We start from the raw sequence: 26,210 nt of genomic DNA, 5'->3' as shown, positions 1-26,210 counted from the left end.
GTCACCGGTTGTCGACGCACTCCTTGGCGAGGCTGTCGCTCGTGCACAGCACCAGGTTGCTGCTGCGATCGTCGGTGCCGTCGACGGCGGGGATGGTGGCGGTGCCGTCGCCGGACCACTTGTCACCGAGGTCGTTGGTGAACGTCCACTTGCCCGTCACCGTCTTCATCAGCTGGCCGCGCATCGCCCAGCTGTAGTTGTTCGGCTTCACGGATATCTTGTTGGCGTCGCTCACGGTGTTGGTCTGGGTCCAGGAGTGCTCGTAGCGTGCGCTGATCGCGCTGCTGACCTTGACCGAGACGACTTCGATGTTCACCCCGACCTCGCTGGTGACGGTGATGGAGCTGCCCACCGTGTTGGTCTCGGACGAGGTCTGCGTCCAGGTGATGGTCCGGTCCGCCGGATCGGTGCTGTTGTTCCACACGTTGGAGCTGACCCGCTCAAGGTTCCCCACGGACGCCACGCTGTCGCCGGTGACCGTGTAGTCGCAGGACTTGATGATGCTGGAACTGTTGCTGCACTGCTTGAGGGCGTACGCGGTGGCCAGGTCCGACAGGGTGGGGCCCGTGTACCCGGGGCTGGGCGTCGGCCCGATGGTCCACTCCTGGTTGCTGTTGCCGTTGCAGTTGTAGAGGCCGACCGTCGCGCCGTCGTGACCGCTGCCCCCGAACACGTCCATGCACTGGTTGGTGTTGACGTTCCGGATCAGGTAGTAGCCGCCACCACCGTCCGAGGGCTGCAGATACCAGTTCTGCTTGGCGTTGGTCTGGTCGCAGTACACCGGCTCGACCAGATGGTTGTTGTCGGTGTTGTAGTCGAGGCACTTCTGCGTCTTGTCGTTGCGGATCAGGAAGCTTCCGTCGCCGTTGGGCACGATGCTCCAGTTCGCCATCGGCGTCTTGTTGACGACGATCTCGGTCCCGTAATCGGGCGAGTCCTTCGCCAGGTCCAGGGACGGCGCGAGGCCGTCTGCCTGGGGCAACCGCGGTGACAGGGACAGGCCCGCCAGCGCGGTGGTGTCCGCCTGGGCCGTTCCGGTCGTCAGCGGAGACACCGATGTGGCGAGCGTGGCGAGGGCGACGGCGGCGAATGCGGCCAGCGTCCGCCGCACCGGCCCGTGAGGGGTCGACTCGGTGATCATGATGGGTCTGTTCTCCTTCGGCAGTTCTTGCCTGCGCGGCGGGTTACGGGGAAGGAAGCGCTCCGCCCCTGGCGATGGCCCGCCACGGCGGTGTCAACGTACGGACGTCCGCGCGGCGATACATCCGTCAACTGACGGAGGCTTGCGGGGCGGGCGACGGCGGTGGGCGACGGCGGCAGGAGCCGGGCAGCGTGACCGACGGCGGATGTCGGCCGAGTGCGTCGGCTGCTTCCGCTGCGGTGGTATTGCGTACGTTCGAGGACCGGCGATAGCCTGAGAGATTTTCCAGTCCCGAGCCCTGGGCTCGCACAGCCGTCGGCGCGGAAATGCGTCGCGCTCCGTGAGGGGGAGCCGTTAGCCTCCGCCTGAGCGTAGCGAGGTACTCGACCGCGAAGGGACCAGCCGTGGCCACGGAACGTAGGGGGACCGGCCGTTTGAGCTTGCTGCTCGACCAGTTCGACCGTGCCAGGGAGATGGCCCAGGTGCGGCTGACGGGGCTTTGCGACGAGGAGTTTCTGTGGGAGCCGGCCCCCGAATGCTGGTCGATCCGGCGCCGGGGCGAGGCGGCGACGCCCCGGGCGTTCGGACCGGGTGACTGGGTGCTCGACCAAGGCGCCCCGCAGATCCCGGCGAGCGAGTACGCCGAGGTCGCCCGGCAGGCCGCCGGCGGCATGACGGTCGCCAAGATCGCCGAAGACTGGGGCGTGAGCGTCGAGCGGGTCGAGGAGGTCCTCGGCCACACCGGTCCCTCGGAGCCCGACCGGACGCCGGTCACCACTATCGCCTGGCGGCTGGGGCACCTGCACTATTGCTTCGCGGGCGAATGGGAGTGGACCTTCGGCGAACGCCGGCAGGACCCGAAACTGATGGTCGACTTCACCCCCAGCGCCGCCGTGGCCGTCGAGCGGTTCTGGGCGGTGATCGACCGCTGGCGCGACAGCCTCGCCACGGTGACCGACGAGCAGCTCGACACGATCGGCTTCTCGCAGTATCCGTACGGCTCCCACCCGGACGACCCGTTCGTCGACGTGCTGTGGGGCTCCAACCTCGAACTCATCCACCACATGGCAGAGGTCGCGCTGCTCCGCGACCTCTGGCGGACCCGCTTCACCGCGCGCGGGTAGCCCTGGCGTGCGGCCGAGTCCGCCGCGTCACTTGGGGCACAGCCGTCACAGGTGCATCCGAGGTGGACCTGTAATGCGGTGTGCTGCCATGCTCAGGTTGGCGAGAAGCGGCCCTCCATCGGGAGGTGTCCCTCGTGGCATCGCCCCGGGTGGTGTGTGCAGTTCCTCTGATTCCGCTTGCGCGCGGGAGGTGGGGGAGCCCGGCTCGGTCGGCGGTGTGCGGCGGCGACTCCCGTGCGTACGAGAGTGATGGCTGCCGGGGTGGGTACGGCCGTGATCGGCGGATGGTGTGCGGAGTTGTGGACTCCTGCCATTCCCATGGGTAATGAACGGAACGTCAGTACGGTGGAAGCGTACGGGTTCCGGTCAATTCCCTCGAAGCTCCCTCTGGCTGGAAATCCGGGCCGTGACAATTCAGCAGTGCAAACTGCATGGCCGAACGGAGGGACAAGGGTGATCCGGGTCTTGGTGGTCCATGAGACGCAGCTGGTGCGATCGGGGCTTGCCGCGTTGCTGCGCGACGCGGAGGGCATCGACGCCATCGCGGCGTGCTGGGCGAGCGCCCCAGGGAAGGCGCGTTCCTTCCGGCCCCAAGTGTGTGTGGTGGACGGTGACTCCGCGGGGTCGGGGCAGCCGACGGGCCATCCCGGAGGGCCGGGCTGCGCACTGCTCGTGCTCGCCAGCTCCTGCCGACCCGGCACTCTCCGACGCGCCGTCGCCGCGAAGGCGCGTGGGTTTGTGGACAAGGACGCCCCGCCGTCCCGGTTCCGGCACGCCATAAACCAGGTCGCGGCGGGACAGCGGTATGTCGACCACACGCTGACACTGGACTTTCTCCAGGCCGCCGAGATGCCCCTGACCGCACGGGAGTTAACCGTTCTCTCGCTCGCCGCGGGCGGGGCGTCGGTTCCGGAGATCGCCCGCGAACTGCATCTGAGCAGAGGAACGGTGCGCAACTACATGGCGGCGATCAATCGCAAGACCGGTGCCCGAAACCGGGTCGACGCCATTCGCATATCGCAGGGGGCCGGCTGGCTCTGACCGGCGTCGGGCCTCCTGGACCTGCTCATGCTGTGCGGCTGGCACCACGCCATCAGTTTCACGGCCCGGGCCACCAGACTGCCCCTGGAGTCCGGCGCACCACGCTTCCTCGAATTCTCCGCGACGTAACGAGCGCCACGTACCGTCTTGCGGAAGAGCCCGAGCAGCTGGGGCGCGGTGTCGGCGGCCTGCTGTACGCCTCGCTCTTCGAGGTGCTGGAGCGGGAGGACGTCCATACCGCGCTCGCCGGCATCGCCCTGCCCAACGCGGCGTCACAACGGCTCCATGAACGCTTCGGCTTCCGGCCCGTCGGCGTCTACGAGCAAGTCGGGTGGAAATTCGGGAGGTTCTGGGATGTGGGTTGGTTCCAGAAGCTGCTGTGCCGAGAGCCGATGGACTCGGGCAGTGAGTCGCCTGGCGTTCGCGGTCGACTGTTCCGTTAGGGCGCCCCCGCTGACCGTTCCCCTGGTCGTCACCGGCTCCTTTCGGCGGACTCCGGTTGCCAGTTGCCGGCCAGTTCGCGGTAGAGGGGCGAGCGGTCCAGCAGCTCGATATGGCTGCCGATGGTGGCACGGTTGCCGTCCAGCACCAGGACGCGGTCGGCGCGTTGGGCCGAGGTGATCCGGTGGGCGATGACGATCAGGGTGCCGGGCCGGTCGGCGAAGGCCCGCTCGGCGCGCTCTTCGGCCGGGGGGTCGAGATGGCAGGTGGCCTCGTCGAGGACGACCAGCGGCGCCGGCGCGAAGTGGGCCCGGCCGAGCGCGATCAGCTGGCGTTCGCCCTGGGAGAGCGCGGCCGGGTCGATCTGTGCGTCCAGACCGCCCAGCCGGGACACCAGCGGGCTCAGCCCCACGGCCTCCGCTGCCGCCGCCACGGCCGCGGCGGACGCGCCGTCAGGACAGAGGTAGCGCAGGTTGTCCCGCACGGTGCCGGAGAAGACATACGCCTGCTGTGGGATGAGGACCCGGTGGTGGGACGGACCGGGATCGGGGAGGGGGAGCGGAACGGAGCCAGGTGCGTTCGGCCGGCGCCCGTCCACCCGCACCGTGCCCTCCGTAGGGCGCAGCAGGCCGGTGATGAGGCCGGCGAGGGTGGACTTGCCGATGCCGCTCGGGCCGACGACGGCGAGGTGCTCGCCCGGTTCGACGACGAGATCGAGGTCGTGCAGGACCGGTTGCGCGCCGGGACCGTAGGCGAAGGTCACCGAGCGTAGTTCGACCCGGGCGGCGGACGGATCGGCGCGGTCGCTGGAGCGCGGCGCGGCGCTTTCGGGCTCGGAGGCGGCGTCGCCGGAGTGCGGGTGCTCGTAGTCGGAGTCGGCGTGGTCGGCCGCAGCCGGTCCGCCCCGGGGCGTCTGGCCAGGAGGCTCGGTGAGGCGGTCCAGTACGACCAGGAGCCGGGTCCCGGCGGAGCCGAGCGCGTTCATCAGGGTGTGCAGGGCGGGCAGCAGGGCCTGCGTGAGATACGTCAGAGCGCCGAGCACCGTGCCCGCGGTGAGGTGCTGCCGCAGCAGCCAGGGTGTGCTGAGGAGCAGCAGCAGGACCGGCAGCTGACCGGCGACGCCGAGGGCGAGACAGCGGGCCGCGGCCCACCCCGCTAGGCGCCGGGCTGCCCGTGCCTCGGCGTCGATCAGGCCGTGGGCGCGCCCCGTGACGGTGGCGCGCGCGCCGCTGGCGGCCACGTCGCGCAGCCCCGCCGCCACGGCACCGAAGTGGGCCGAGAGCGTTTCGTCGGCCTGGAGGAAGGCGCGCTGCTGCCGTGCCATCGGGCGCAGCGTGGCCAGGAACAGCAGCAGTCCGGCCACGAGGGGCGGCAGCACGATCAGCAGCAGCTGCGGGGCCAGGGAGAACAGCCCGAGCAGCGCCCCCGCCGAGGTGAAGACGAAGGAACGGGCCACCAGGACCAGTCCGGCGAAGCTGTCCCGCGCCAGCTCCGTCTGGTTGGTCAACCGCGAGACCACCGCGGTGTCCGCGGCGCGGGCCGGATCGGCGACCGCCCGGTCCAGCGCGCGGGTCACCACTGTACGGACCAGGGCGTCACGCAGCGGTTCGACCAGGTCCGCGAGCCCGCGGAAGACACCCCGGCCGGCGGTCCCACCGAGGACGACCGCCACCGCGGCGACGGCCAGCCAGGCCATGGCCGTACCGGTGCGGCCGACCAGGAAGCCGTCGTCCAGGGCCTTGGCCACGCCGTAGCCGCTGACGAAGGTGTGCCCGGACTCCAGCAGCGACCAGCCGCCCATCAGCAGCAGCACCCGGGTGCGGCTCCGTAGGAAGCGGAGCGCGCGCGGCAGCAGCCGGCTCGTCGCCGTGCTCATGAGGGGGCACCCGGGGCCGGCGCGGTGGGGGAGAAGACCGCACGGTAATCGGGGTCCCGCCACAGCACATCGTGCGGTGCGACCGCCCGTATCCGCCCTCGCTCCAGCCAGGCGACCAGATCGGCGCGGGCGGCGGAGGACAGCCGGTGGGTGATCAGCAGCCGGGTGCCCGGCCGTACGTCCTCCAGGAGCGCCCGGCTGACATGGTGCTCGGTGACGGTGTCCAGGCTGGAGGTGGCATCGTCGAGGATCAGCAGGCGACCGGCGTGGGCGAAGGCCCGTGCCACGCCGAGGCGCTGGAACTCGCCCCCGGAGAGCGGGGCGTCGGCCAGCGGCGTGGCGTAGCCGCCCGGCAGCAGCCGTACGAACGGGTCGGCGCCGGCCGCACGGGCCGCGGCCTCGACGCCGTGGGCCGGAACCGGCCGGGGCCCGAACGCGATGGCGGCGCCGACGGTGTCGCCGAAGAGCGCCGGCCGTTCGAAGGCGTAGCCGACTTCCTGGCGCAGCTGGGCCGGATCGGCCTGGTCGAGCGGAACCCCGTCCAGCAGCACCGCGCCGTCGTCGGGGTCGGTGAGCCGCCCCGCGACGGCGGCCAGCAGGGACTTGCCCGCCCCCGACCGCCCCACGACGGCCATGGTGGTGCCCCCGGGGACGACCAGATCCACACCGCGCAGTACGGGCACGCCGTCGCGGGCGACGGTGACCCCGCGCAGTTCGAGCCGCCCACGGCCGTCAGCGGGCAGCGACCGGGAACCGTGCTCCGCGGGGGGCAGCGCCAGCAGTTCGCCGATGCGCCGGGCCGCGGCGCGGCTGCGCACCAGGGCGTTGAGCTGACCGGTCAGCCCTCCCAGGCCCGCGGTGAGCGCCGCGTACCGGGAGGCCGCCAGCAGTCCGCCGACGGTCAGGGCGCCGTGCGAGAGCCGGAGCCCGCCGACCGCGAGGACGGCCGTGGTCAGCAACGGCACGAGGATGCTGCTGCCGACCACCGCCCGCCCGTAGACCTGCCACATGAGCCGGCCCTGCGCGCCGAGTTCGGGCAGTGGGGCCAGGATGCGGGCGCCTTCGCGGCGCGCCGTGCCCGCGGCGGCGATCGTCCGGGCCCCGCCCAGCGCCTCCACGAGCCGGGAGGCGATCTCCGCCTGTACGCGTTGATAGCGCCGGACGCTGTCGGAGGAGCCCCGGGCGAAGGACCGCAGCAGCAGGGTCAGCAGGGGGAGCCCGGCCAGGAAGACTGCCGCCAGCCAGATGTCCGTGAGCGCCAGCGCGACCAGGGCCCCGACCGGGGTGAGCAGTGCGGCCAGGGCGGCGGCCGCGGTGGTGGGCGCGTATCCGGCCTCGGCGGCGTTGCCGGTGAGGCGGTTCACCAGATCGCCGGTCGTGAAGCGGTCGGTGGCGCGCAGCGGTCCGAGCGCCAGCAGATGGCCGATGCCGCGGCGGCGCAGCCAGGCGGTGCTGCGGGCGGTGGTGACGCCGCCGGTGAGCGTCACCAAGGCGTCCAGCAGCACCTCCGCCACCAGCAGGACGGCACTCAGCGCGAGGGCGGTGCTCGTTGCGGGTGCGGAGCCGAGCGCGAGGTCGAGGGTGCGGCCGAGTACGGCGGGCAGCGCGACGGCCGTGGCGGCGGAGGCCGCACCGAGGAGGGCGACGGTGAGGGTGCGCAGCAGGCTGTGCCGGAGCGCACCGGTCAGAACGTGCCGCCCGGCGTCCGGTTGCCGCGTCGGCACTGGCGGCGGCCCGGGCGTGGGGGACATACGAGGGACCGTGCGACCACCGGCCCTGCGACCAACCATGCGACCGACCATGCGAGGGACCGGGCCTCCTTCGGACGTATCCACGCGGGTGGGATCTCTGGCGGGTGGGCTCTATGGGGGTGGCCCTGTGCGGTGGGATCTGGCGCGGGCCTCCTGCTGAGGGGCTCCATGCGGGTGGGCGGGCTCCGGGCGACTGGCGCCCGGAACCCGCCCTCCTTGTCGCTACCGGACCAGGGGCCCCGCGGCGACCGGCAGTCAGTTACAGGTGGTGACGCTCAGGCTGCTGTCGCCGCAGAGCAGCAGGCTCGCGCGGCTGCCGGTGTGCAGCTCCTCGGTGGCCTCGGGCTTGGGGGTCTCCATCGTCTGCAGGTCGAGAAGCGACATGATGATTCCTTTCGTTATGGGGACGGGGATGACTTTCTTGATCGACCCCTTTCGGGGCCGGCTTCAGGGCCGCCGGAGCGGCGGGAGGAAGGGCAGGTGCACGGGTTCGTCGTGCAGCGCGCTGCCCAGGGCGAGCAGACATCCGGCCGTGCCGGTGCTCAGGTCCATCGAGAGCCGCATCATCTGCTCACCGGCGAAGGCCAGATGCCCTTGGTAGGGGACGGCTCCCCAGGAGAGGGAGTCGATCTGGCGGCGCAGGTCCGCGGTGTCGGTGCCCGGTCCCGGGGCGGTGGTCCGGCTCAGGTACAGCACCATGCCGGCGGCACCGCGGAACAGCCCCGGCTGGGCGTAGAACTTGGCCTGCGCGGCCCGCACTATCTCGTCCCGCGCCGCCGCGAAGCCGTCATCGGGCCGATGGGAGAGGTAGTCGTCGAGCACCATCCCGATGCCGACACTGCCGGCGCCGAGGTAGGGCATGGTCCGCCAGCCCTCGTCGACCTGGAGGGTGCCCGACGCACTCCGCACACAACGTGCCAGATCACGTCGCAGGGCGTCCCCGGCCAGATCCAACAGGGCGCCGTCGCCGGTGCGTTCGTACAGCCGCAGGAAGAGCAGGGCGGCTCCGCTGTCGCCGTGCAGCAGTCCGGCGCGGGAGGGTCCGGGCTCCTTCCCGGCGATCGTCCGGCCGAGCCGATCGGCGATCAACTCGGCGCAGTGCAGGGCGTGTTCGCGTAATCCCGGGGCATCGGCGGACTCGGCGAGACTGTCCAACGCCAGCCCCACACCGGCCAGTCCGCCGTGCAGGTCGGAGCCGACGTCCTGCCGGCTCTGCGCCGTGACCAGGTCCATCAGGTCCAGAGCCGGTGCGCGGTGCCCGAGCCGGTCGAGGACCCAGGCGACGCCGGAGAGGCCGTCGTAGAAGCCGACCGGACTGCCCGAGGCGGGCGCCTTCACCCGCTGCAGCAACCACTCCTCCGCCTGCGGACATCGCTCGGCGCCCGTCGCGTCGAGGGCGTAGAGCACGCCGGCCGCGCCGTAGGCGAAACAGCTCCCGCCGCCGGTGAGGGAGAACTGGGCGATATCGCCGGGAAAGATGCGGTCCTCCCGCGCGGGGGTGGCGGAGGCCAGCACGGCGCGTACGGCGGAGTCCCGGCTGCGGGGCCAGTCCGCGAGCGAAGCCGGTAAGTAGTCGTGCCCGCTCCCGTCGCCCGTGGAGCCCGAGGGGGCCGCCGGCCGCCCTGTCGCGCCTGCGACGCCTCGGTCATGGCCCCGCAGAATCTCGTCGACCGCCGCGTCGAGGAACTCGGCCGGCACCGGAAACTGCTCGGCGGCGATCTGCGCCAGATGCCGGCTCTTGGCCCGGTCCACCGCGAACAGGCTGGTCAGCGGTAGGAACAGGGCCAGCCGCAGACAGGCCAGGGCATAGCGGTCGACGTCGGGGCCGCGGCGGTCGGCGGGGGCCACGAACCCGGGGTTGGCGATCACCTGCCGGCTGCCGGGGTCGTCGATGGAGGCGGCCTCGAAGTCCAGTAGCACCACCGAGGATTCGTCCTCGGAGAGCATGATGTTGAACAGATGGAGGTCGTTGAAGACCACGCCCCGGGCGTGGATCGCCTCGACGGCCTCCTCCACCAACCGGTGCACGCGCAGTGCCCATGCGGTGTACTCGGCCAGCCGCTGCGGACTGGGATCGGACTCGATCAGCGGGTGCCGATGCGCGAAGAAGCTGTTGAGCGGGCGCCCCTCGATGTGCTCCAGCACCAGGAAGGTGTGCTCGCCGAGCGTGAACCAGTCCAGCACCTCGGGGGCGCACCCCAACCCGGACAGCCGCCGCAGGGCGTCCCGTTCCCGCGCGAGCCGGGTCACCGCGTCCGCCTCGTCCGCAGCCAGCCCGGCGTACGGACGTCCCTCCTTCAGCACCACCCGCTGCTGGGTCCGCAGATCCCGCCCGACGTACACCCCGCCGCCGTTGGAGAAGTGCAGCGCCCGCTCGATGGCGTACGGGAGGTCGGCGACGGTGGTGGCCGAGCGCGCCGCCAGATGCGGCTTGAGGAACTCCGGCAGCGAAACCCACTCCGGCACCCGGAACGCGGGCTCGCGGCGGTCGGGAACGAGCCGGCCTTGGTCGTCCTCCACGGCAGGACACAGCTCGCCCTTGTCGTCGTAGCAGTGCCGCTCGGTGAAGCCGCCGTAGCGCACGTACACCGGACCGGCGCCCCAGCGCAGATCGCTGAGGATGTACGGACCGGGCTCACCGGCCAGCAGCGCGTCCAACTCCTCGGCGATGACCCGGCACTGCTCCTCATCCGCCGGATAGACCGTGATGAACTTGCCGCTCGCGCCCCGGTCGGTGTACTTGGCGTTGCGGATGTGCAGCAGATACCGGCTCGGCATGCACTTGAAGGCCACCGAGCGGGGTACGCAGTACTCCCAGACCTTCGTGAGTACCCGTTCGGCGTTGTCGAGGCAGGCGGACACATGGATCTTCCACCCCTGCGGGGGCAGTTCACGGTCGAGCGGCCGGAACGCCAGCCAGTCACCCGAGCGGTGGCGCTGCCAGCCGGCCGGCAACTCCCGGTTCAGCACCGGGTACTGGCCGCCGCGGCCCTGGGCGTCGCCGGACAGCCGGTGCGGAGCGTCGTAGAACTGGCGGTCGGCGTCGCAGAAGACCGCGTATCCCTTGTTCATCCCACTCCCTCGGCCGGTGACGCCACGACGCTGTCACAGCCGCAGAGGCGTGAACCAGTCATGATTGTCACGAAGAGATCGTGAGAAGTGCATGTTTTGTGTGAAGGGAAGCGGCCGAGCCCTGTCGCCCCGCGACTCAAGGCCCGCCCGGGCGACCGCGCCCTGGTCGGATCAGGCTCGCTGGGCGCCCTGCAACGCCCACGCCTCCGGTACGCCGAGGTCGTCGTAGAGGCGTTCGCGCTGGTCGGGGCCGAGGGTCGAGGAGACGGCGAGGAGTGTTGCGGCCGCCTGATCCGGCGTGGCCTCGACGACACCGCGCACGATCGCCGCACGAGCCGCGGGCGGCAGAGCGGGCAGCATTCTGCGCAGGTCGGTGAGGGCCTCCTCGGGAGTTCGGGAGGAACGGAAGGCGGCGAGCACGGCGCTCAGCTCCTCGTCGCCGGCGTACTCCCACAGCGCCGGCATCGCGACCGTCTCTTCCAGGTGCAGATGTGAGAGGTAGGCGCTGATCACTTCGCTCAGCGCCAGATACAGCGCGTGCTGGGCGTCCGGCAGGGCGTCGGCAGGGGTGTCGGGCAGGGCCCGCGCCCGCTCGTCCAGGGCGGCGAAGGCCGCGTCGAGACGTATGTGCTCGGCCTCCAGCGCATCGGCTGCCTCCGGCGCCCGCTCCCGGAGGAGCTGATGGATGAAGGTGTCTTCGTGGTCGGCGTGCTCGCGCAGCTCCTGCGTCATGGCGAGGCAGCGATGCGCCTGCTCGCCGGCGGGGCCCTGCGCCGTCTGGGCGAGCAGACCGCCGGTGCGGAGGGGCTCACTCAGGCCCGATGGCAGGTGCTGAGCGCGGTGTCCGAGGACTCGCTCACCGTTCCCCAGGCCGCGCGCCGCCTCGGCGTCAGCCGCCAGAACGTCCAGCGGGTCGCCAACGACCTCGTGGCCCTCGACCTCGCCGCCTATGCGTCCAACCCGGATCACCGCGGCTCGCCGCTGCTGACGCTGACGCCACGCGGCGAGGAGGCGCTCGCCCGGGTGACCGACAGGGCGGCGAAGCTGCACCGCACTCTCTTCGCGGCCATGCCCGACGAGGAGGTCCGTGCCACCAGGGCCTCGCTGCGCCGGCTACTGGCCGAACTCGACCGCCACGAAGGGGCGACGGGCAAGCGGTAGCCGTGTGTCTGCGCCCGGAGACCTCGCGCGAGCAGGAGGTGGAACGGCTGCTGGGCCTCGGTGCCGCCCTTGTCGCCGATCGCCGGAATCCCGATGGCTCCGGCTGGGCGGTCCTTGCTGATCCCGAAGGCAACGAATTCTGCGTTCTGCGCAGCGGGTCCGACCGGGCCGCCATGACGTCGAAAAACCGGTCGCGACCCGAGGGCCTTCGAGCTGAGAATGGTGGGTCGATCACATCGGACAGGAAGAGTGGCCGGCGCTGACGTACAACCGTGACACCTTGCCCCTCCCCGAGAACCGTGTGTCCCCCCTCACCTACGAGGGCACTCGGAACTGGGATGAACTCGACCCGGCCCGCCACCCGTTCGCCTGGGACGAGGGCGAGGAAGCCCACCTCCGCTCGCTGGTCCGCGAGTGGGTGCCACCTGTGCTCTCCGGTATGGATGGCTGGTGGCAGGGCGAACGCTGGTGTGAAAGGCAGGTGGACGCGATCATCCGGGAGCGATACGGCAGCTGGGCCTGGGGATGGAGCTGGTGCTACCGCGACGGCGGGCCCATCGGTAGCTGGGTCAGCGGGGCAAGCTCGGTGACGACCCCTGACGAAACCGCAGCCCGCGTCGTATCCGCGCTGCTGGAGTGGCGGGAGTGGTTGGAGCGGACGGCTCAGCGCTTCGCCGAACTGGCGCCGCCGTCGGACGCCTCCCCCGAGGATCGCAGCTGGCATCTGGAGCGGGCCTGCGTCCGGCTCGTGACGCACGCACTGGACTCGGGAGCGGAGGGTGGCTGGTACGGCCAGGCCACGCTGGTTCTGGGCTGGTTCCTCACCACCACTGGCATGGACCGAGCCGAAGCAGGGCGGGCGGTGGAGAGCGCGATCGGCGGCCGGTTCGAGAGCTGGGTCACCCCTGAACGGACGGTGATCGAATCCGTCGGCGAGGACCTCGCGGTGGGCCTCACCGGCCACGCCCCCTACCGGGACCACCGTGAGAGGGCGGCTCTGGAGGATCTCCATGACCGCTACTGACAGCCTTTCGGTTTGGCTGCGCGTGCGCCGTGAGGCCGACTGGCGGCGCGCACCGGTCCTACGGCGCGTTCCGCCTGCGCGCGACGGGTTCCGGACTTGGTGCGAAGGGCCGGTGCGCCGGCGCGACCCCGTTCGCGCCGAGCGTCTGCTGGCTGCCCACGCCTTGGCCCGAGCCGATGCCGCACGACGTACCCCGCTGCACTTCGCCCTGCTGGCCGGCTGGCAGCGCGAGGTCCTCGGCGAAGCAGAGGCGCCGTTTCGCATGAGCGATGCCTATGCGAAGGCCGGCAGCGAGCGCTACGGCCTGACCCCGCGTACCCAGGCCGACTTCGCTTCCTGTCTGCGCGAGACGACCGACCCGGACCTCCCGCTGGCGGCCCGCGCGGCCCGCGCATACCTCGACGTGGCGTTCTTCCACCCCTTCACCGATGGCAACGCCCGCGCTGCCCTGTTGACCTTGGTCCACGTCCTGGCCCGGGAGGACATCGTCCTTCCCGAGGTCGGCCCTCTCCAGACCACCCGCTACGCAGACGACCCGGCGGGCGCCGCCGACCTTGCCACTCTCATCGGGGTGCTCAACCGCCGCCGGTACTGAAGCCCTCGGGCGAGAGCACCGACAGACCCACGTCGGCCACACCCGATGGTGCAGTCACCGCCTGACGTTCCCTCGTGCCAACGGGCGGCGAATGGCGAGTCGTTGCCAGGAGTGCCAAGCCCGCCCTGTGATCCAACTGCCCGGGTGAGTGTGGCAAAGGCGGCACCGGAATGATCTCCGGCTGGCAGGATGACGGCATGGCGGAGTCCCCAACGATCAACTACATACGGGTCGGCGAGGTCCTGATCGACCTCGGCATGATCGACCAGGAGAAGGCGCGAGGCGTCGTCGAGTACTTCGGCGATGTGGCGCACCACGAACTGACCTCGTCCGACGAGATCGTCAGCAGCCTCGAATCCTTCGGCGTGGCCGTCAGCATCCACGCCGACGACGTCGACTTCGCCGACGAGCACTATCCGTGGCTCCTGGAAGAGGCGGCAGCCCTCACCGGAGGAAAGGTCACCGTCGACAACTTCCGCTTCGACAAGGACGACGAGGACGACGAGGAGTGCGGCCACGGAACGCTGTACTTCGACCGCAACGGCGAGCAGCTCTCCTTCTCCGTCGAGCAGGATTCGAACGACTACCTCGACATGGGCGCGGCACAGGCCGCCATCGAGGCCCTCAGCCCCGACGACGATCCCCGGACCTTCCGTTGCATCGACAACGGCCCGGAGCATCCCCTCGGGAGCACGGACGATGTCATGGTCCTGGCCACCGAGGAGCAGCGCGAAGGGCTTCGCCGGCACTTCGGCATCACGTTCCGCGAGCCGTGGTGAGGGCCACAGGCCCGTAGGTGGGTCGGGGGAATCCCCAGGTCGTGTCCTAGGTGACTGCGGCGCGAAAGGCTCTTGTTCCGGGGTGCCGGCCTATAGTCCGCTGACCTCATGAGGAGCATGAGGAAGCGGAGCCTGGCCACGCTGATCGCTGCCCTGGTCGCGGGATCCCTGTGTACCGGCGCACCGAGCCCGCGTGCGGAGGCCGCGGCAGCCGCACGGGCCGCGGGAACCGCCGCCGGTACGCCAACGCCGGCCGGGGGCGCCGGGCGGCCGGGCGTCGATCTGGACACCGTGACGATCCCGCAGCTGCAGGCGCGTATGGCGGACGGTTCGCTGACCTCGTCGGCGCTGACCGCGGCCTATCTGCGGCGGATCAAGGCCATCGACCCCGAGATCAACGCGGTGCTGCGCACCGACCCGACGGCCCTGCGCCAGGCGGCCGCCAGTGACGCCAGGCATCGCGCCGGCGGCGTCCGTGGCCCGCTCGACGGCATCCCCGTCCTGCTCAAGGACAACGTGAACACCCGCGACCTGCCCACGACCGCCGGGTCGCTGGCACTGGCCGGCAGCCCGCCGGACGCCGACGCCGCGCTGGTGGCCCGGCTGCGGGATGCCGGAGCGGTGATCCTCGGCAAGACCAACCTGTCCGAGTGGGCGAACTTCCGTGCCGCGAAGCCGACTTCGGGATGGTCGGCGGTGGGCGGGCAGACCAGCAACCCTTATGTGATGGACCGGAACCCCTGCGGCTCCTCCTCCGGTTCGGCCGCCGCCCTCGCCGCGTCGTTGGCGCAGGTGGCGATCGGGACCGAGACGGACGGCTCCATCGTGTGCCCGGCCGGGATGAACGGAGTGGTCGGCCACAAGCCCAGCCTCGGCCTCGTCAGCCAGGCCGGTGTGGTCCCGATCTCCGCCGAGCAGGACACCGCGGGGCCCATGGCGCGCAACGTGATCGACACCGCGCTCACCCTCGCGGTGCTCAGCGGCAGGGACACCGCACACCCGGGCGCTCCCGGAAACCTCTCCGACCGGCTGACGCGCTCCACCGGGCTGCACGGCAAACGGATCGGACTGTGGCGACTGCCCTCGCTCGGGGCGGAGGTGGACCGGCTGATGACCCGTACCGCACGGCGGCTGCGCAGCGCGGGAGCCGAGGTCGTCGAGGTGACACCCCCGTACCAGAAGCGGCTGGCCGCACTCGAATTCCCGGCGCTGCTCAGCGAGTTCCACCGGGACATCGACTCCTACCTCGGCACGCGCAACGGGCCGCGGAGTCTCGCCGGGCTGATCGAGTTCAACCGCACCCACCCGGCGGAGCGCAGCTGCTTCGCCGGCCAGGAGCTGTTCGAGCAGGCCCTCGCCGCACCTCCCACCACCGACCCGAAGTACCGGGCGGTGCGTGCCGAACTGACGGACCTCGCGCGGCGATCCATCGACGAGACCATGGCCACCCATCAGCTGGACGCCATCGCCGCGCCGGCGAACCCGCCCGCCTGGACGACCGACTGCGCGCGGGGCGACAACGACATCGTCCCGTCCTCGACCCCCGCTGCCGTGGCCGGTTATCCGTCCCTCTCGGTGCCCGCCGGGTTCGTCGACGAGCTGCCCGTGGGGCTGCTCCTGATGGCGGGCGACCGCGAGGACGCCGAGCTTCTGTCGCTGGGGGGCGCGGTGGAGCACCGACTCGACGCCTGGCGGGCGCCGCGCTATCTGCCGTCGGTGGGGGCCGACGCGCCTACGGCACGGGGCGACGCCTCCCGATGAACGGAGCGGTCGTCCGGTGACCGCGCCCGGTCGGCAACCCACCGGGAAGCCATGACGCAGCTCACCGCGCCGCCAGCGTCCGCGCCGCCCGCACCAGCAGCGGTACGGGCGGCGCGGAGGTGTCCTCCCGCCAGAGGAGTTCGAGGTCGAAGCGGGGCAGGTCGTCGCCGATGCGCAGGGCGGCCGTGCCGGGCGGCAGGTGGCGGGTCAGGGCCTGCGGAACGACGGCGAAGGTGTGGTGGTCCAGGACCAGGTGCCGAAAGCCGGGCACCGGCTCCTCCTCGACGGGGAAGCGTTCGCCGGCGCCCCGGAGCGCGGCGAGGACCGCGTCGTGGAAGCCGGGGGCGATATCGCGTCTGATGGCCCGCAGTGTGTCGCCGCGCAGCTCGCGCAGCGACAGCTCGGTCCGGCCGGCGAGCCGGTGGCCGGCGGAGACGACCACGACGAGGTCCTCCCGTACGAGCGTCAGGCGGGCCAGGCCCGACCGGTGCGGGAGGCTGCGGGAGAGCGCGGCGTCGATCTCGTCCCGTTCGAGCGCGGCGGCGAGGTCGGCGGACCACATCTCGCGGGTCTCGACACGGATGCCGGGATGGCGGGCCCCCATGGCGGACAGCAGGGTGGGCACGGCCCAGTAGGCGGCGCTGGTGACATAGCCGAGCCGCAGCGTGCCGGATGTACCGTGCGCGACGGCCACGGTCCGCTCCACCAGGGCGTCGGCCTCGGCGAGGAGGGCACGGGCTCCCTCCACGAAGACTTTTCCGGGTTCGGTGAGGCGGGTGGGGCGTCGCTCGAAGAGCCGCACGCCCAGCTCGCGTTCCAGGGCGGCGATCTGCCGGCTCAGCGGTGGCTGGGCCATGTGCAGCCGGTCGGCGGCCCGCTGGAACCCGCCTTCGTCGGCCACGGTCACCACGTAGCGCATCAGCCGCAGATCGATCGTCATACCCGCAGGGTATCTGGACGGTGCCCAACCGGTCTTGGCCAACGGCGCCCGACGCGGACCAGAATCGACGACGTCGGGCCATCGCCCCTCATCCTCCCGCTCTCCCAGGAGTTCGCCATGCATACGCGCACCCTCGCCTCCCTCCGTGTCTCCGCCCTCGGCCTCGGCTGCATGGGGATGAGCGACTACTACGCCCCCGGTGACGAAGCCGATTCGCTCACCACCATCAGGCGGGCCCTCGATGTGGGCGTGACCTTCCTGGACACCGCCGACGCATACGGCCCCTTCACCAACGAGACGCTGGTCGCCAGGGCGATCGCGGGCCGCCGGGACGAGGTCGTGCTCGCCACCAAGTTCGGCGTCGAACGCCGTCCCGACGGGACCGCGGTGGGCGTCAACGGCCGGCCGGAGTACGTCCGGGCCGCCTGCGAGGCGTCACTGCGGCGGCTGGGAGTCGACCACATCGACCTCTACTACCAGCACCGCATCGATACGACCGTCCCGGTCGAGGAGACCTGGGGCGCGATGGCCGAGCTGGTCGCCGCCGGCAAGGTGCGCCACCTCGGCATCTCCGAAGCCTCCCCGGCGACGATCCGGCGGGCCCACGCCGTGCACCCGATCACCGCCGGGCAGTACGAGTACTCGCTGTTCACCCGGGACGTCGAGGACGCACACCTGCCGACGATGCGCGAACTGGGCATCGGACTCGTCGCGTACAGCCCCGTCGGGCGCGGTCTGCTGACCGGGGCGCTCGGCCCGCAGACGTACGGCGAGCGGGACTTCCGCCGCACCGCGCCCCGCTTCCAGGGCGAGAACCTGGCCCTGAACCTCGCCCTCGTCGAGCGCGTACGGGCGCTGGCCGAGGCCAAGGGCGTCACACCCGCGCAGCTCGCGCTGGCCTGGCTGCTGGCTCAGGGGCCGGACGTCACCGCTGTTCCCGGCACCAAGCGGGTGCGCTACCTGGAGGAGAACGCCGCCGCGGCCGATGTCGTGCTGACCGCAGGCGAGTTGGCGGCCCTCGACGAGGCCGTGCCGCGCGGCGCGGTGGCGGGGGAGCGGTACGACGCGGCCCGGCTGGCGCAGGTCGATGTGTGACCGAGCCGGCCGGGCAGGTCGGCCGGGGCCTCGCCGCTTCGGGCGGAAGTCCGGAATCCGGAAGGCCGGATCGGCTCAGGAGGCGACCTGGGGCGCCGCCTCCGCGCTGCCGACGCTGAGGAGATCGGCCAACTGCTGTGCGGCGCCGGTGGGGTGGGCGGCGTGGAGAAGCTCCGTACGGTGAACCAGGCGGGGTTCATCGACCCGGACCGCGGTGACGCCGGGGAGTGCGGCGGCCAGGGGGAGGGGAAGGGCCGTGAGCCCGTGACCTGCCGCGGCGAGGGCGGCGAGGCCGAGGAGGTCGGTGCCGAGGTGGCGGATCCGGGGGCGGAATCCGTCGGTACGGCAGACGGCGCGCAGCCGGTCCAGGGGCAGCGCGGTGTCCGGGGCGTCGATCCAGTGGGCCTGGCTGAGGTCCGTCAGCCGGACCGAGTGGCGTCGCGCCAGCGGATGGCCGTCGGGGAAGAGCACGGCCAGCGGCTGCTCGGCCGTCGCGAGGGTGCGGGCGGGGCCCAGGTCCGGCAGCGGAAGCGGGTCGCTGGGGGCGGCGACGCCGTCGACGAGTCCGAGCTCGGCGCGGGCGGTGAGGACGTCCTGAACCACCGACTCCCGGCCCAGGACCTGCACCTGGAGGTCCAACGGGTGCTCCGTGGAGCGCAGTTGGGCGAGCGTCCGCGCGACGGCGGGGGTCAGGGCGGCCGGTGAGCAGACCAGGGTCAGGCGGGTGGGGCGGGCGTGGTGCAGGCGGTCGAGGTCGGCGCGGGCGGCGTCCAGGCGCAGCAGCAGGGCAGGAGCGTGCTCCATCAGCCGGGCCCCGGCCGCGGTGGCGGAGACCGGCCGGCGTTCGACGAGCCGGGTGCCCAGGTCGGCTTCGAGCGCGGCGATGTGCTGGGAGACGGCGGACTGGGTGTAGCCCAGGGCCGAGGCGGCGTGGGAGAAGGAGCGGTGTTCGAGGACCGCGACGAAGGTGCGCAGCAGATGCGGATCCATGAGCATCAGTATCGCTTATGCGGAGTGTATGAATCATCGTTGGACGCGATACGAGGTGTTCGGCAGGATCGGCGGCATGAACCACACCGCACGCATCGCCCTGGTCGGGGACCGCTCCGACGCCGTTCGCTCCCACGCCCGCATCCCCGGCCTGCTGGAGGCCCTCCGCATCCGGGACGGGCTGGACCTGGACGCCTACTGGATCGCCACACAGGACGCCGATCAGGGCATGGACGGCTTCGACGCGGTCTGGGTCCTGCCGGGCAGCCCCTACCGGAGCGAGGCCGGCGCCCTGGCCGCGATCCGCGCCGCACGCGAGGGCGGCATCCCCTTCCTCGGCACGTGCGGCGGCTTCCAGCACGCGCTGCTGGAGTTCGCGCGCAACGTCTGCGGCCTGGACCGCGCCGCCCACTCCGAGAACGACCCGGAGGCCACCGCCGAGGAGGCCGTGCTGACTCCGCTGGCCTGCTCGCTCGTCGGCCACGAGGGCACGGTCCGGGTCACTCACGGATCCCGGGCCGCCACCTTGATAGGAACCGACCGCGCACCGGCGCGCTACCACTGCAACTACGGGCTCAACTCCCGCTATTTGGACGTCCTGCGCGACCACGGTCTGACCTTCACCGGCGCCGACGAATCCGGCGAGGTCCGCATCGCCGAACTGCCCACCCATCCCTTCTTCCTGGCCACTCTCTTCCAGCCCGAACTGGACGGCGACGGCACCCGGGCCCATCCGCTCATCACCGGCCTGGCCCGGGCGGCGGTCGACCACGGCGCCCGCACCCGATGAGCGGAAATTCCTGACCGTCATCAGCCAAGTCTCTGTGTGTCACTGCCGCTTTCCGGCGCGCAACGGTCATCCTTTTTGGAGCGATGTGCGGTGCTACGGACCACCCACCGACAGCATGACGACCTGGCGAGGCGAGCTGTGCGAGTTCTGATTCCAAGCCCCGGCACCTGGGGTGACGTAGCTCCGTACCTCGGGCTGGGCAGGCGGTTGAAGGCCGCCGGACACGAGGTGACCCTGGCGTGCCATGCGCGCTTCGAGGACGCGGTCCGCGCGCACCGGCTGGAGTGCCGGACCCTTCCGCTGGACCCGCTGGACTTCATGACGACCGAGATCGGTCCAACGCCCCCGCGCACTCTTCTCCGAGAGATTCGACGAAGCCTCCTCCCACAGATCGCACGGGGGATCCTCGACGCCTCCCGGGGCGGGGTGGACGTCCTCCTGACCGGCCTGGTGACCCATCCGATCTGCGCGTTCGTCGCCGAGGGCGTGGGGGCGCGATGCCTCGGCACCTACCTCCAGCCGATGCGGTCGGCCGTACGGTTCGGTCTGAACGGCCTCGTGCCCGGTCGCCTCCGGGACCGGATCGTCGAGGCCGCCGTGGCCAAGAGCGCGGGCCTCAACATCGCCCCGTCCCTCAACGTGCTGCAGCAGGACCTCGGACTCCCCAAGCAGGCGACCAGACGCGCCCTGCGGGCCCTGCGCACCGAGACGGTGTGCCACGGATACAGCCCCATGATGGTGCCGCCGCTCGCCTCCTCGCCGGTGCGACAGCGAACCTGCGGATACTGGTGGCCGCCGCGCCCCGAAGGCTGGCAGCCGGACCGGCGACTGGTCGACTTCCTGGACTCCGGCAGCAAACCGGTGTTCATCGGCTTCGGCAGTATGGCCATGGGAGACGCGGAGCAGTTGAGCAGGCTGCTCGTTCAGGCCCTGAAGAAGGCGCGGCTGCGCGCCGTGGTCCAGTCGGGCTGGCTGGGGATCCATATGACCGGCGATGATGTCCTCACCGTCTCCGAAGTCCCGCACGACTGGCTCTTCCCCCGTATGGCCGCGGTGGTCCACCACGCGGGCGCGGGCACCACGGGCGCGGGTCTGAAGGCCGGGGTGCCGGCCGTTCCCGTGCCGGTCCACTTCGACCAGTTCTACTGGGCCTCCCGACTGGCCGCCATGGAAGTCGCCCCCGCCCCGATTCCCCGCCGCCGGCTGACGGCGGACCGCCTGGCCGATGCGTTGCGCGACGTCGTGGACGGACCGGTCTTCATGCAACGGGCCCGGGCGATCGCGTCCCACCTCGCCACCGAGGACGGAGCCGCCTCCGTCCTCGCCGAACTGGAACAGATGGATTCCTGCACCGCTCCCGCGTGAACCACTCGCATCGAGGGAGCGGGTCTTGGGAGCCGGTCCTTCCCGCGGCTGGTCGGTGCTGAGTTCCCGCTCCCGGACCGCGGCGCCGCGCCCATCGGGTGCTGCGCCGCGGCCTGCGGAGCGGGTCGGTCTATCAGCCTTTCTCGTTGCTGTGGACGGCCGCGGCCCATGTGGCAAGCAGGTGCTCGTACTCGTCCTGCTCCTCGGGCCATAGCGGCCGACCGATGCGGGCGGCCATGAAGTCGCGTATCGCGCGATTGGCCTCGGCGGTGGCGTCAGGGACGCAGTGGGGCGCCATGACGTAGATGATATGCGGTGGGTTGGTATGGGGCCATTACCGCTTTTGGCTGACTCTGGCAACCTCTGCCCTTGACGTGACTGCCGCGTGAGCTGCACGGAGAATTTCTTCGCCGGCGGAGCACTTTTTCGTTATCCGGCGCCGTCACCGGGGTCTCCCTTGTGCGGTCCGCCTGCGCGGCGGGCCGCACGGACCCATATCCCCTACGGGCCAGGGCCATGCAGGCCCGACGGCTGCACAGGAATCGAAACCATGAGCAACGACGACGAACTCCAGTGGGTACTACTGCGCGACGGGACGTCGACCGGGACCGGAAGCCCGACCGGCGAGCCCGCCGCACACCGCCGTCCCACCACGCCCAGGCCCGCCGGTCGGCACGCGCGCACCGCGCCGCGGGGCGGAACCCACCGCGCCGTCAGCAGCGGTCCCGGTCCCCGGCGGAAGGCCGTGCTGCTGGCGGTGGCGGCCGCGGTCGCCGCGGGCGGCTGCTCCCTGGCGCTGATACCCAGCGGCTCCGGCCCCGACCAGGAGCTCGCGGCGGACCGGTCCCCGGCGGCGCAGCCCACGGAGGACGTCGCCGCCCTGTCGGCACCGCACAGCGCCGCACCCACCCCCCAGCGCGACAAGGCGTCGTCCTCCCCCTCCGACGCCGAACGGCACGGCAAACGGCACGCCCCCCAACGGCCGCGGAAGACCCGCCCCGAGAGCGGCGCGAAGACGACGACCGCGAACCCGCCGTCCCGCACCTCCCGTACGGAGGCCGGGGCGAGAGCCGAGGCCCCCACCGCACCGCGGACCGCGACCGGCACCGCCGCGCGGTTCGCGCAGGAGGTCGTCGACCTGGTCAACGATCAGCGGGCCCAACACGGCTGCGGCCCGCTCACCGTCGACTCCCGGGTGCGGAAGGCGGCGCAGGCGCACTCGGACGACATGGCGGCCCGTAACTACTACGAGCACAACACCCCCGAAGGCGTCGACCCCGAAACCCGGATGACCCATGCCGGATTCCGGTGGAGCAGCTGGGCCGAGAACATCTTCAAGAGCCCCGAGGACCCCGCCACGGCGCTGAAGGGCTGGATGGAGAGCCCCGGACACCGGGCCAACATCCTCAACTGCTCCTACAAGTACACGGGCGTGGGCGTGAACCTCAGCTCCAACGGCCCTTGGTGGACTCAGGACTTCGCCACCGGGTCCTGACCACGGGAGGTGTGCCGCAACGGCGGCCCGGTACGCCCTAGCCTTGCGGGACGTCCTTGAGGAACACGATCCCGTCGAATCCGGCCAGGTGGGCCGGGTCGAGGGGGAAGTAGCCGAAGTAGGGCGACGCGTGGGGCGCGGGCAGTGCGTCGCCCAGGGCGGCGGTCAGCCGGGGGGCGTCGACGACGTAGCGGTCCTCGGGGAGGGCGTACAGCAGACCTTCGAGGGTGTCCGGCGGCGGGGTGTCCACTCCGTGGTGGCGGAGCGTGCCGAGGGCCGTGGCCAGGAAGGCGTACTCCTCGCCCAGGCGGGCGCTGACGAGTGCGCCGGCGCTCCACCACTCCAGCGGCAGACCACCCATCCGCATCGAGCTCCGGTCCCGCTGGAGATGGGCGTTGTGGGCGTGGACCAGTGTCGGTCCACGTTCGGCGAGGGCGAGGAGGTTGTCGGCCATCATCCGGTCCCGCAGGCTCACCAGCCAGGTCATGCGGGCCGGTGAGGTGTCGGCCATCCAGAAGTGGTAGCGCAGCAGACCGGTCGCGGTACGCCCGTACAAGCGCGCACGGTCCCAGGCGCCCCGCGAGGTCGCCGCGAGCAGCTGCGGCGTCCGCGCGTCGAGCAGCGCCACCAGATCGTCGGCGAGCAGCCGCAGCTCCCTGGCTTCGGCCGACTGTCCCACGGACCGGGCCGGGTCCATCATCGCGTCGGGATGGGTCCACCGGTCGTCGGCGCCGAGCAGTCGGTCGAGGGTTTCCGCGGTGCAGGGGAGCAGGTCCGCGTCCACCTGGGCCGCGAGGTAGCCGTGGAGTGCGAGGAGGGACTGCCGGGGGCTCGCGGCGCCGGTGATCTCCAGAGGTCCGTCGAAACCGGCGAAGCGGAGCCGCTCGGACGCCGGTCGGCCGTCGTTGTAGTCGCGCATCCAGCGCACCAGCTCGCGGTTGGCCGCGGAGGTCCCCCAGCCGTGGCTGAATCCGCGGGCCATGGCCTCATCGAGGGTGCCGGTGCCCGAGGTGACGTAGTCGTCCACCACCAGGCCCATCATGCAGTCGCTCTCGATCGTGATCGTCTGATAGCCCTCCTGCTCGACGAGCTGGCGGAAGAGCTCGTTGCGCAGGTCGAGCAGAGTGTCCTCGCCGTGAGTGGGCTCGCCGAGGGCGAGCAGTCGCGGCCGGGCCGGGAGCAGCCCCATGACGGCCGCGGCCTCGACGGCATGGACGGTGTCCTTGATGTCAGTAGCCATGCCTTAAACGGTATCGTTGAACCCTCGGTTGAGACTTTTCCACGATATCGGCGGCTCCATGGGACGAAACCTTCAAAACGGCGAACGCCTCAGGCCGGTTGACCTGGCGCGCGGGCACGGTCTGTCCACGCAGGCGATCAGGAACTACGAGGAGGCCGGCATCCTCCCGGCCGCCGGTCGCACCCCCCACGGCTACCGCACCTATACCTCCGTGCACGCCGGGGCCCTGCGCGCGTTCCTCGCCCTGATGCCCGGCCACGGCCACCAGACGGCGACGTCGATCATGCGGGCGGTGAACGAGGACGCGGCCGAGGAGGCGTTCCGCCTCGTCGACGAGAGCCACGCCCAGCTCCTCGACGACCGCCGCACCCTCCAGGCCGTGGAGCGCGCGCTGCGCGACCTGGATCCCACGGCGGCGTCCGGGCCCGGGGTCGGCGCCCTGTTCATCGGACCGCTGGCGGGGCAGCTCGGCATCCGGCCCGCGACGCTGCGCAAATGGGAGCGCGCCGGGCTGGTGCGCCCGCGCCGCGACCCGGTGACCGGGTACCGCGTCTACGACGAGGCCGACGTGCGCGACGCCCGCCTGGCCCACCAGCTCAGGCGGGGCGGCTACCTGCTGGAGCAGATCGCCCCGCTGCTCGCCCAAGTACGGGCGGCCGGCGGGCTGGAGCCGCTGGAAGGCGCCCTGCGCGACTGGCGCGCCCGACTGTCCGCCCGCGGCCGGGCGCTGCTGACCGGCGCCGCCGAGCTGGAGGCGTATCTGCGTCTGCGCGGATGAGCTTCGGTCGCCGGCGGCCAAGGGGCCTGAGTTACGGCCGGATGTCCGTTCGGCGAGCCATGAGACGGTTCAACTCGCGGGCGGCGTCGCGAAGGAAACAGCTCACAGACGGGATGCGGAAGTGAACGACAGTCAGAGCGTCGGGTCGTGGCGGGAACTCGGCAGACATTGCGGAACCGCCGTGGTGCTGGCCGGAGGCGTACTCGTCGGCGCCGTCAACATCTACCTGGCCGCGAGCCTGCTGCCGACGGCGGTCGCCGACATCGGCGGTGAACGCCTCTACGCCTGGAACATGACCGTCTTTCTGACCGCCCAGGTGGTCGCGACCATGCTCGTGAGCCGCATCCTCTTCCGTCACGGCAATGTCGGCTCCTACCTGATCGGCTTCGGCGTCTTCGCCGCCGGATCGGTGGTCGGCGCGGCCAGCCCGTCGATGCCCGTGTTGCTGGTCGGCCGCGGCGCCCAGGGACTCGGGGCGGGCTTGCTGACCGGTCTGGGGTTCGCCCTGATCTACTCGGCATTACCGCGCCATCTGTGGGTCCGCGGCAGCGCGTTGATCTCCGCCATGTTCGGCGTGGGCAATTTCGTCGGACCGGCTCTGGGCGGGCTCTTCGCCCAGTTCGGCTCCTGGCGGACGGCGTTCGTCGTGCTGGCCGTCGCCGCGGGAGCGATGGCGGCGTTCGTCCCCCGCGTGCTGCCACGAAGCGGCCGGGGCGAGACGGCGGCGGTTCCCGTACCGCTGGGCTCGTTGATGCTGGTTGTCGGGGCCACGGGTGCCGTGAGCATCGCCGGAATCCTCTCCGACGAGGCCGTGATAGCGGCGTGCATCGCAGTGGCGCCGGCACTGGTCATCGCCTTCGCGGTGACGGAGAAGCGGAGCAAGGACCGGGTCCTTCCGCGCCAGACCTACCAGACCGGCTCCGCATTGCGATGGGTCTACCTGACCATCGCCTTCCTCGCGGCCGGTATCGGTGTGGAGGCGTTCCTGCCCTTGTTCGGCCAACGACTGGGAGGGCTGCCGCCGGTTGCCGCGGGGTTCTTCGGCGCCACGCTGTCGCTCGGCTGGTCGGCAAGCCAGGTCGCCAGCTCCTCGGCGCGTGCGCAGCGGACGGTTCGACGGCTGCGGGTGGCCGGCCCCGGCCTCCTCACGGTCGGCCTCGCCGTGCTCGCTGTGCTGCAGCGCCGTGACGCACCACTCCTTCTGGTCATCGCCTGGCTGCCCGTACTCTTCCTCGCCGGCGCCGGAATCGGTCTGGCCATGCCCCACCTGTCCGTCGCCGCGATGGCGAGCACACGGGACAAGGCGGAGGGAGAGAAGGCCGCCGCGGGGATCGCGACCGTGCTCACGATGTCGACAGCGTTCGGTGCGGCGGTAGCCGGCCTCCTGGTCAACCTGACCGGTCCGTCGACGCTCGCCTCCGCGCGTTACCTCCTGCTCGGCTTCGCCGCCATCTCCTCCCTCGGGATATGCACCGCGCTACGCGCCAACCGCCTTGCGCAACGGACCGAGGGGCGGCGCGAGGATGAGAGTGAGGGCGGGAGCGAGGCCGAGCAGACCGCAGGACACCGCGGCCGATGACGAGGTGATCGACGACCGGATCGTCGTATGCGTGGCGGGGCAGTTCGACACCGTGGGCCTTGTGGCTGAGGTCGATCATCGCGTAGACGAAGTCGGATCTGCGCCGCAGGGCGAAGCGCTCCGCCATGGTCGGGGTTTCGGTCGCCGGGTCGGTCCCTGGTTCCGGTCCCGG

Annotated in this window: 23 protein-coding genes and 2 pseudogenes; 15 read left to right on the top strand and 10 right to left on the bottom strand. The window is 71.5% G+C overall.

Annotated elements, in window-relative coordinates; all coding sequences use genetic code 11:
- Position 1: 1 nt before the first annotated feature.
- Positions 2 to 1,141 (bottom strand): RICIN domain-containing protein, encoded by a 1,140-nt coding sequence (locus ACZ4NB_RS09355; RefSeq protein ID WP_467659654.1) that lies wholly within the window; start codon positions 1,139 to 1,141, stop codon positions 2 to 4.
- 434 nt (positions 1,142 to 1,575) lie between these two features.
- On the opposite strand from ACZ4NB_RS09355, the gene ACZ4NB_RS09350 reads away from it, so the two are divergent.
- The 3 genes and pseudogenes from ACZ4NB_RS09350 to ACZ4NB_RS09340 form a co-directional block, all read left to right on the top strand.
- Positions 1,576 to 2,265, top strand: coding sequence for a DinB family protein (locus tag ACZ4NB_RS09350; protein ID WP_467659652.1), 690 nt, complete (start codon positions 1,576 to 1,578; stop codon positions 2,263 to 2,265).
- A gap of 453 nt (positions 2,266 to 2,718) precedes the next feature.
- The gene (locus ACZ4NB_RS09345) at positions 2,719 to 3,306 is read left to right on the top strand and encodes a response regulator transcription factor (RefSeq protein WP_467659650.1); all 588 of its coding nucleotides are present in this window, start codon (positions 2,719 to 2,721) and stop codon (positions 3,304 to 3,306) included.
- Between the two features lie 158 nt (positions 3,307 to 3,464).
- Positions 3,465 to 3,749, top strand: a pseudogene (locus ACZ4NB_RS09340) (GNAT family N-acetyltransferase); the annotation flags it as partial.
- A 29-nt stretch (positions 3,750 to 3,778) separates the two neighbouring features.
- Here the strand turns inward: ACZ4NB_RS09340 and ACZ4NB_RS09335 are convergent.
- The 5 genes from ACZ4NB_RS09335 to ACZ4NB_RS09315 all read right to left on the bottom strand — a co-directional run bounded on the left by ACZ4NB_RS09335 (position 3,779) and on the right by ACZ4NB_RS09315 (position 11,178).
- Positions 3,779 to 5,623 carry an ATP-binding cassette domain-containing protein gene (locus ACZ4NB_RS09335; RefSeq protein ID WP_467659648.1) on the bottom strand — a complete coding sequence of 615 codons (1,845 nt, stop codon included), beginning with the start codon at positions 5,621 to 5,623 and terminating at the stop codon, positions 3,779 to 3,781.
- Positions 5,620 to 7,374, bottom strand: coding sequence for an ABC transporter ATP-binding protein (locus tag ACZ4NB_RS09330; RefSeq protein WP_467659646.1), 1,755 nt, complete (start codon positions 7,372 to 7,374; stop codon positions 5,620 to 5,622). Before ACZ4NB_RS09330 ends, ACZ4NB_RS09335 begins: the two co-directional genes overlap by 4 nt.
- A 255-nt stretch (positions 7,375 to 7,629) precedes the next feature.
- Complete coding sequence (locus tag ACZ4NB_RS09325; RefSeq protein ID WP_136738041.1) at positions 7,630 to 7,758, bottom strand: SapB/AmfS family lanthipeptide; 129 nt, start codon at positions 7,756 to 7,758, stop codon at positions 7,630 to 7,632.
- Positions 7,759 to 7,821: 63 nt separating this feature from the next.
- On the bottom strand, positions 7,822 to 10,446 hold the full coding sequence (gene lanKC, locus ACZ4NB_RS09320; protein WP_467659644.1) for a class III lanthionine synthetase LanKC: 2,625 nt from the start codon (positions 10,444 to 10,446) through the stop codon (positions 7,822 to 7,824).
- Positions 10,447 to 10,617: 171 nt separating this feature from the next.
- A complete protein-coding gene (locus tag ACZ4NB_RS09315; protein ID WP_467659642.1) occupies positions 10,618 to 11,178 on the bottom strand; it encodes a hemerythrin domain-containing protein in 561 nt (186 codons plus the stop codon).
- Here ACZ4NB_RS09315 and ACZ4NB_RS09310 point away from each other — a divergent pair.
- The 6 genes and pseudogenes from ACZ4NB_RS09310 (at position 11,155) to ACZ4NB_RS09285 (ending at position 15,766) form a co-directional block, all read left to right on the top strand.
- On the top strand, positions 11,155 to 11,607 hold the full coding sequence (locus ACZ4NB_RS09310) for a MarR family winged helix-turn-helix transcriptional regulator (RefSeq protein WP_467659640.1): 453 nt from the start codon (positions 11,155 to 11,157) through the stop codon (positions 11,605 to 11,607). The two genes, ACZ4NB_RS09315 and ACZ4NB_RS09310, sit on opposite strands and share 24 nt — an antisense overlap.
- Before the next feature lie 2 nt (positions 11,608 to 11,609).
- Positions 11,610 to 11,789: pseudogene (locus ACZ4NB_RS09305) on the top strand (VOC family protein); the annotation flags it as partial.
- A gap of 98 nt (positions 11,790 to 11,887) precedes the next feature.
- Positions 11,888 to 12,631, top strand: a complete 744-nt coding sequence (locus ACZ4NB_RS09300; RefSeq protein ID WP_467659638.1) for a hypothetical protein — start codon at positions 11,888 to 11,890, stop codon at positions 12,629 to 12,631.
- A 163-nt stretch (positions 12,632 to 12,794) separates the two neighbouring features.
- Positions 12,795 to 13,226, top strand: a complete 432-nt coding sequence (locus ACZ4NB_RS09295) for a Fic family protein (RefSeq protein WP_467659636.1) — start codon at positions 12,795 to 12,797, stop codon at positions 13,224 to 13,226.
- A 197-nt stretch (positions 13,227 to 13,423) separates the two neighbouring features.
- The gene (locus ACZ4NB_RS09290; protein ID WP_467659634.1) at positions 13,424 to 14,005 is read left to right on the top strand and encodes a hypothetical protein; all 582 of its coding nucleotides are present in this window, start codon (positions 13,424 to 13,426) and stop codon (positions 14,003 to 14,005) included.
- A 117-nt stretch (positions 14,006 to 14,122) separates the two neighbouring features.
- Complete coding sequence (locus ACZ4NB_RS09285; protein ID WP_467659632.1) at positions 14,123 to 15,766, top strand: amidase family protein; 1,644 nt, start codon at positions 14,123 to 14,125, stop codon at positions 15,764 to 15,766.
- A gap of 61 nt (positions 15,767 to 15,827) precedes the next feature.
- On the opposite strand, the gene ACZ4NB_RS09280 is transcribed toward ACZ4NB_RS09285, so the two are convergent.
- Positions 15,828 to 16,706, bottom strand: a complete 879-nt coding sequence (locus ACZ4NB_RS09280; RefSeq protein WP_467659630.1) for a LysR family transcriptional regulator — start codon at positions 16,704 to 16,706, stop codon at positions 15,828 to 15,830.
- A gap of 117 nt (positions 16,707 to 16,823) precedes the next feature.
- Here ACZ4NB_RS09280 and ACZ4NB_RS09275 point away from each other — a divergent pair, with 117 nt between their 5' ends.
- Positions 16,824 to 17,801 (top strand): aldo/keto reductase, encoded by a 978-nt coding sequence (locus tag ACZ4NB_RS09275; RefSeq protein WP_467659628.1) that lies wholly within the window; start codon positions 16,824 to 16,826, stop codon positions 17,799 to 17,801.
- 75 nt (positions 17,802 to 17,876) lie between these two features.
- On the opposite strand, the gene ACZ4NB_RS09270 is transcribed toward ACZ4NB_RS09275, so the two are convergent.
- Complete coding sequence (locus tag ACZ4NB_RS09270; protein ID WP_467659626.1) at positions 17,877 to 18,791, bottom strand: LysR family transcriptional regulator; 915 nt, start codon at positions 18,789 to 18,791, stop codon at positions 17,877 to 17,879.
- A 76-nt stretch (positions 18,792 to 18,867) separates the two neighbouring features.
- Between ACZ4NB_RS09270 and ACZ4NB_RS09265 the strand changes: the two genes are divergently transcribed.
- Entirely contained in the window at positions 18,868 to 19,581 is a 714-nt protein-coding gene (locus ACZ4NB_RS09265) for a CTP synthase C-terminal region-related (seleno)protein (protein ID WP_467659624.1), read from the top strand.
- A gap of 36 nt (positions 19,582 to 19,617) precedes the next feature.
- Positions 19,618 to 20,946, top strand: a complete 1,329-nt coding sequence (locus tag ACZ4NB_RS09260; RefSeq protein WP_467659622.1) for a glycosyltransferase — start codon at positions 19,618 to 19,620, stop codon at positions 20,944 to 20,946.
- 133 nt (positions 20,947 to 21,079) lie between these two features.
- On the opposite strand, the gene ACZ4NB_RS09255 is transcribed toward ACZ4NB_RS09260, so the two are convergent.
- A complete protein-coding gene (locus ACZ4NB_RS09255; protein ID WP_384426141.1) occupies positions 21,080 to 21,244 on the bottom strand; it encodes a hypothetical protein in 165 nt (54 codons plus the stop codon).
- Positions 21,245 to 21,496: 252 nt separating this feature from the next.
- Here ACZ4NB_RS09255 and ACZ4NB_RS09250 point away from each other — a divergent pair, with 252 nt between their 5' ends.
- Positions 21,497 to 22,441, top strand: a complete 945-nt coding sequence (locus ACZ4NB_RS09250) for a CAP domain-containing protein (RefSeq protein ID WP_467659620.1) — start codon at positions 21,497 to 21,499, stop codon at positions 22,439 to 22,441.
- Positions 22,442 to 22,478: 37 nt separating this feature from the next.
- On the opposite strand, the gene ACZ4NB_RS09245 is transcribed toward ACZ4NB_RS09250, so the two are convergent.
- Positions 22,479 to 23,681, bottom strand: coding sequence for an erythromycin esterase family protein (locus ACZ4NB_RS09245; RefSeq protein ID WP_467659618.1), 1,203 nt, complete (start codon positions 23,679 to 23,681; stop codon positions 22,479 to 22,481).
- 58 nt (positions 23,682 to 23,739) lie between these two features.
- On the opposite strand from ACZ4NB_RS09245, the gene ACZ4NB_RS09240 reads away from it, so the two are divergent.
- A complete protein-coding gene (locus tag ACZ4NB_RS09240; protein ID WP_467659616.1) occupies positions 23,740 to 24,459 on the top strand; it encodes a TioE family transcriptional regulator in 720 nt (239 codons plus the stop codon).
- A gap of 121 nt (positions 24,460 to 24,580) precedes the next feature.
- On the top strand, positions 24,581 to 26,038 hold the full coding sequence (locus ACZ4NB_RS09235) for an MFS transporter (protein ID WP_467659614.1): 1,458 nt from the start codon (positions 24,581 to 24,583) through the stop codon (positions 26,036 to 26,038).
- The last annotated feature ends 172 nt before the right edge of the window (positions 26,039 to 26,210 follow it).

The organism is Streptomyces sp. NPDC026575 (assembly GCF_055567415.1).
This window is presented reverse-complemented; position numbering and strand designations above follow the sequence as displayed.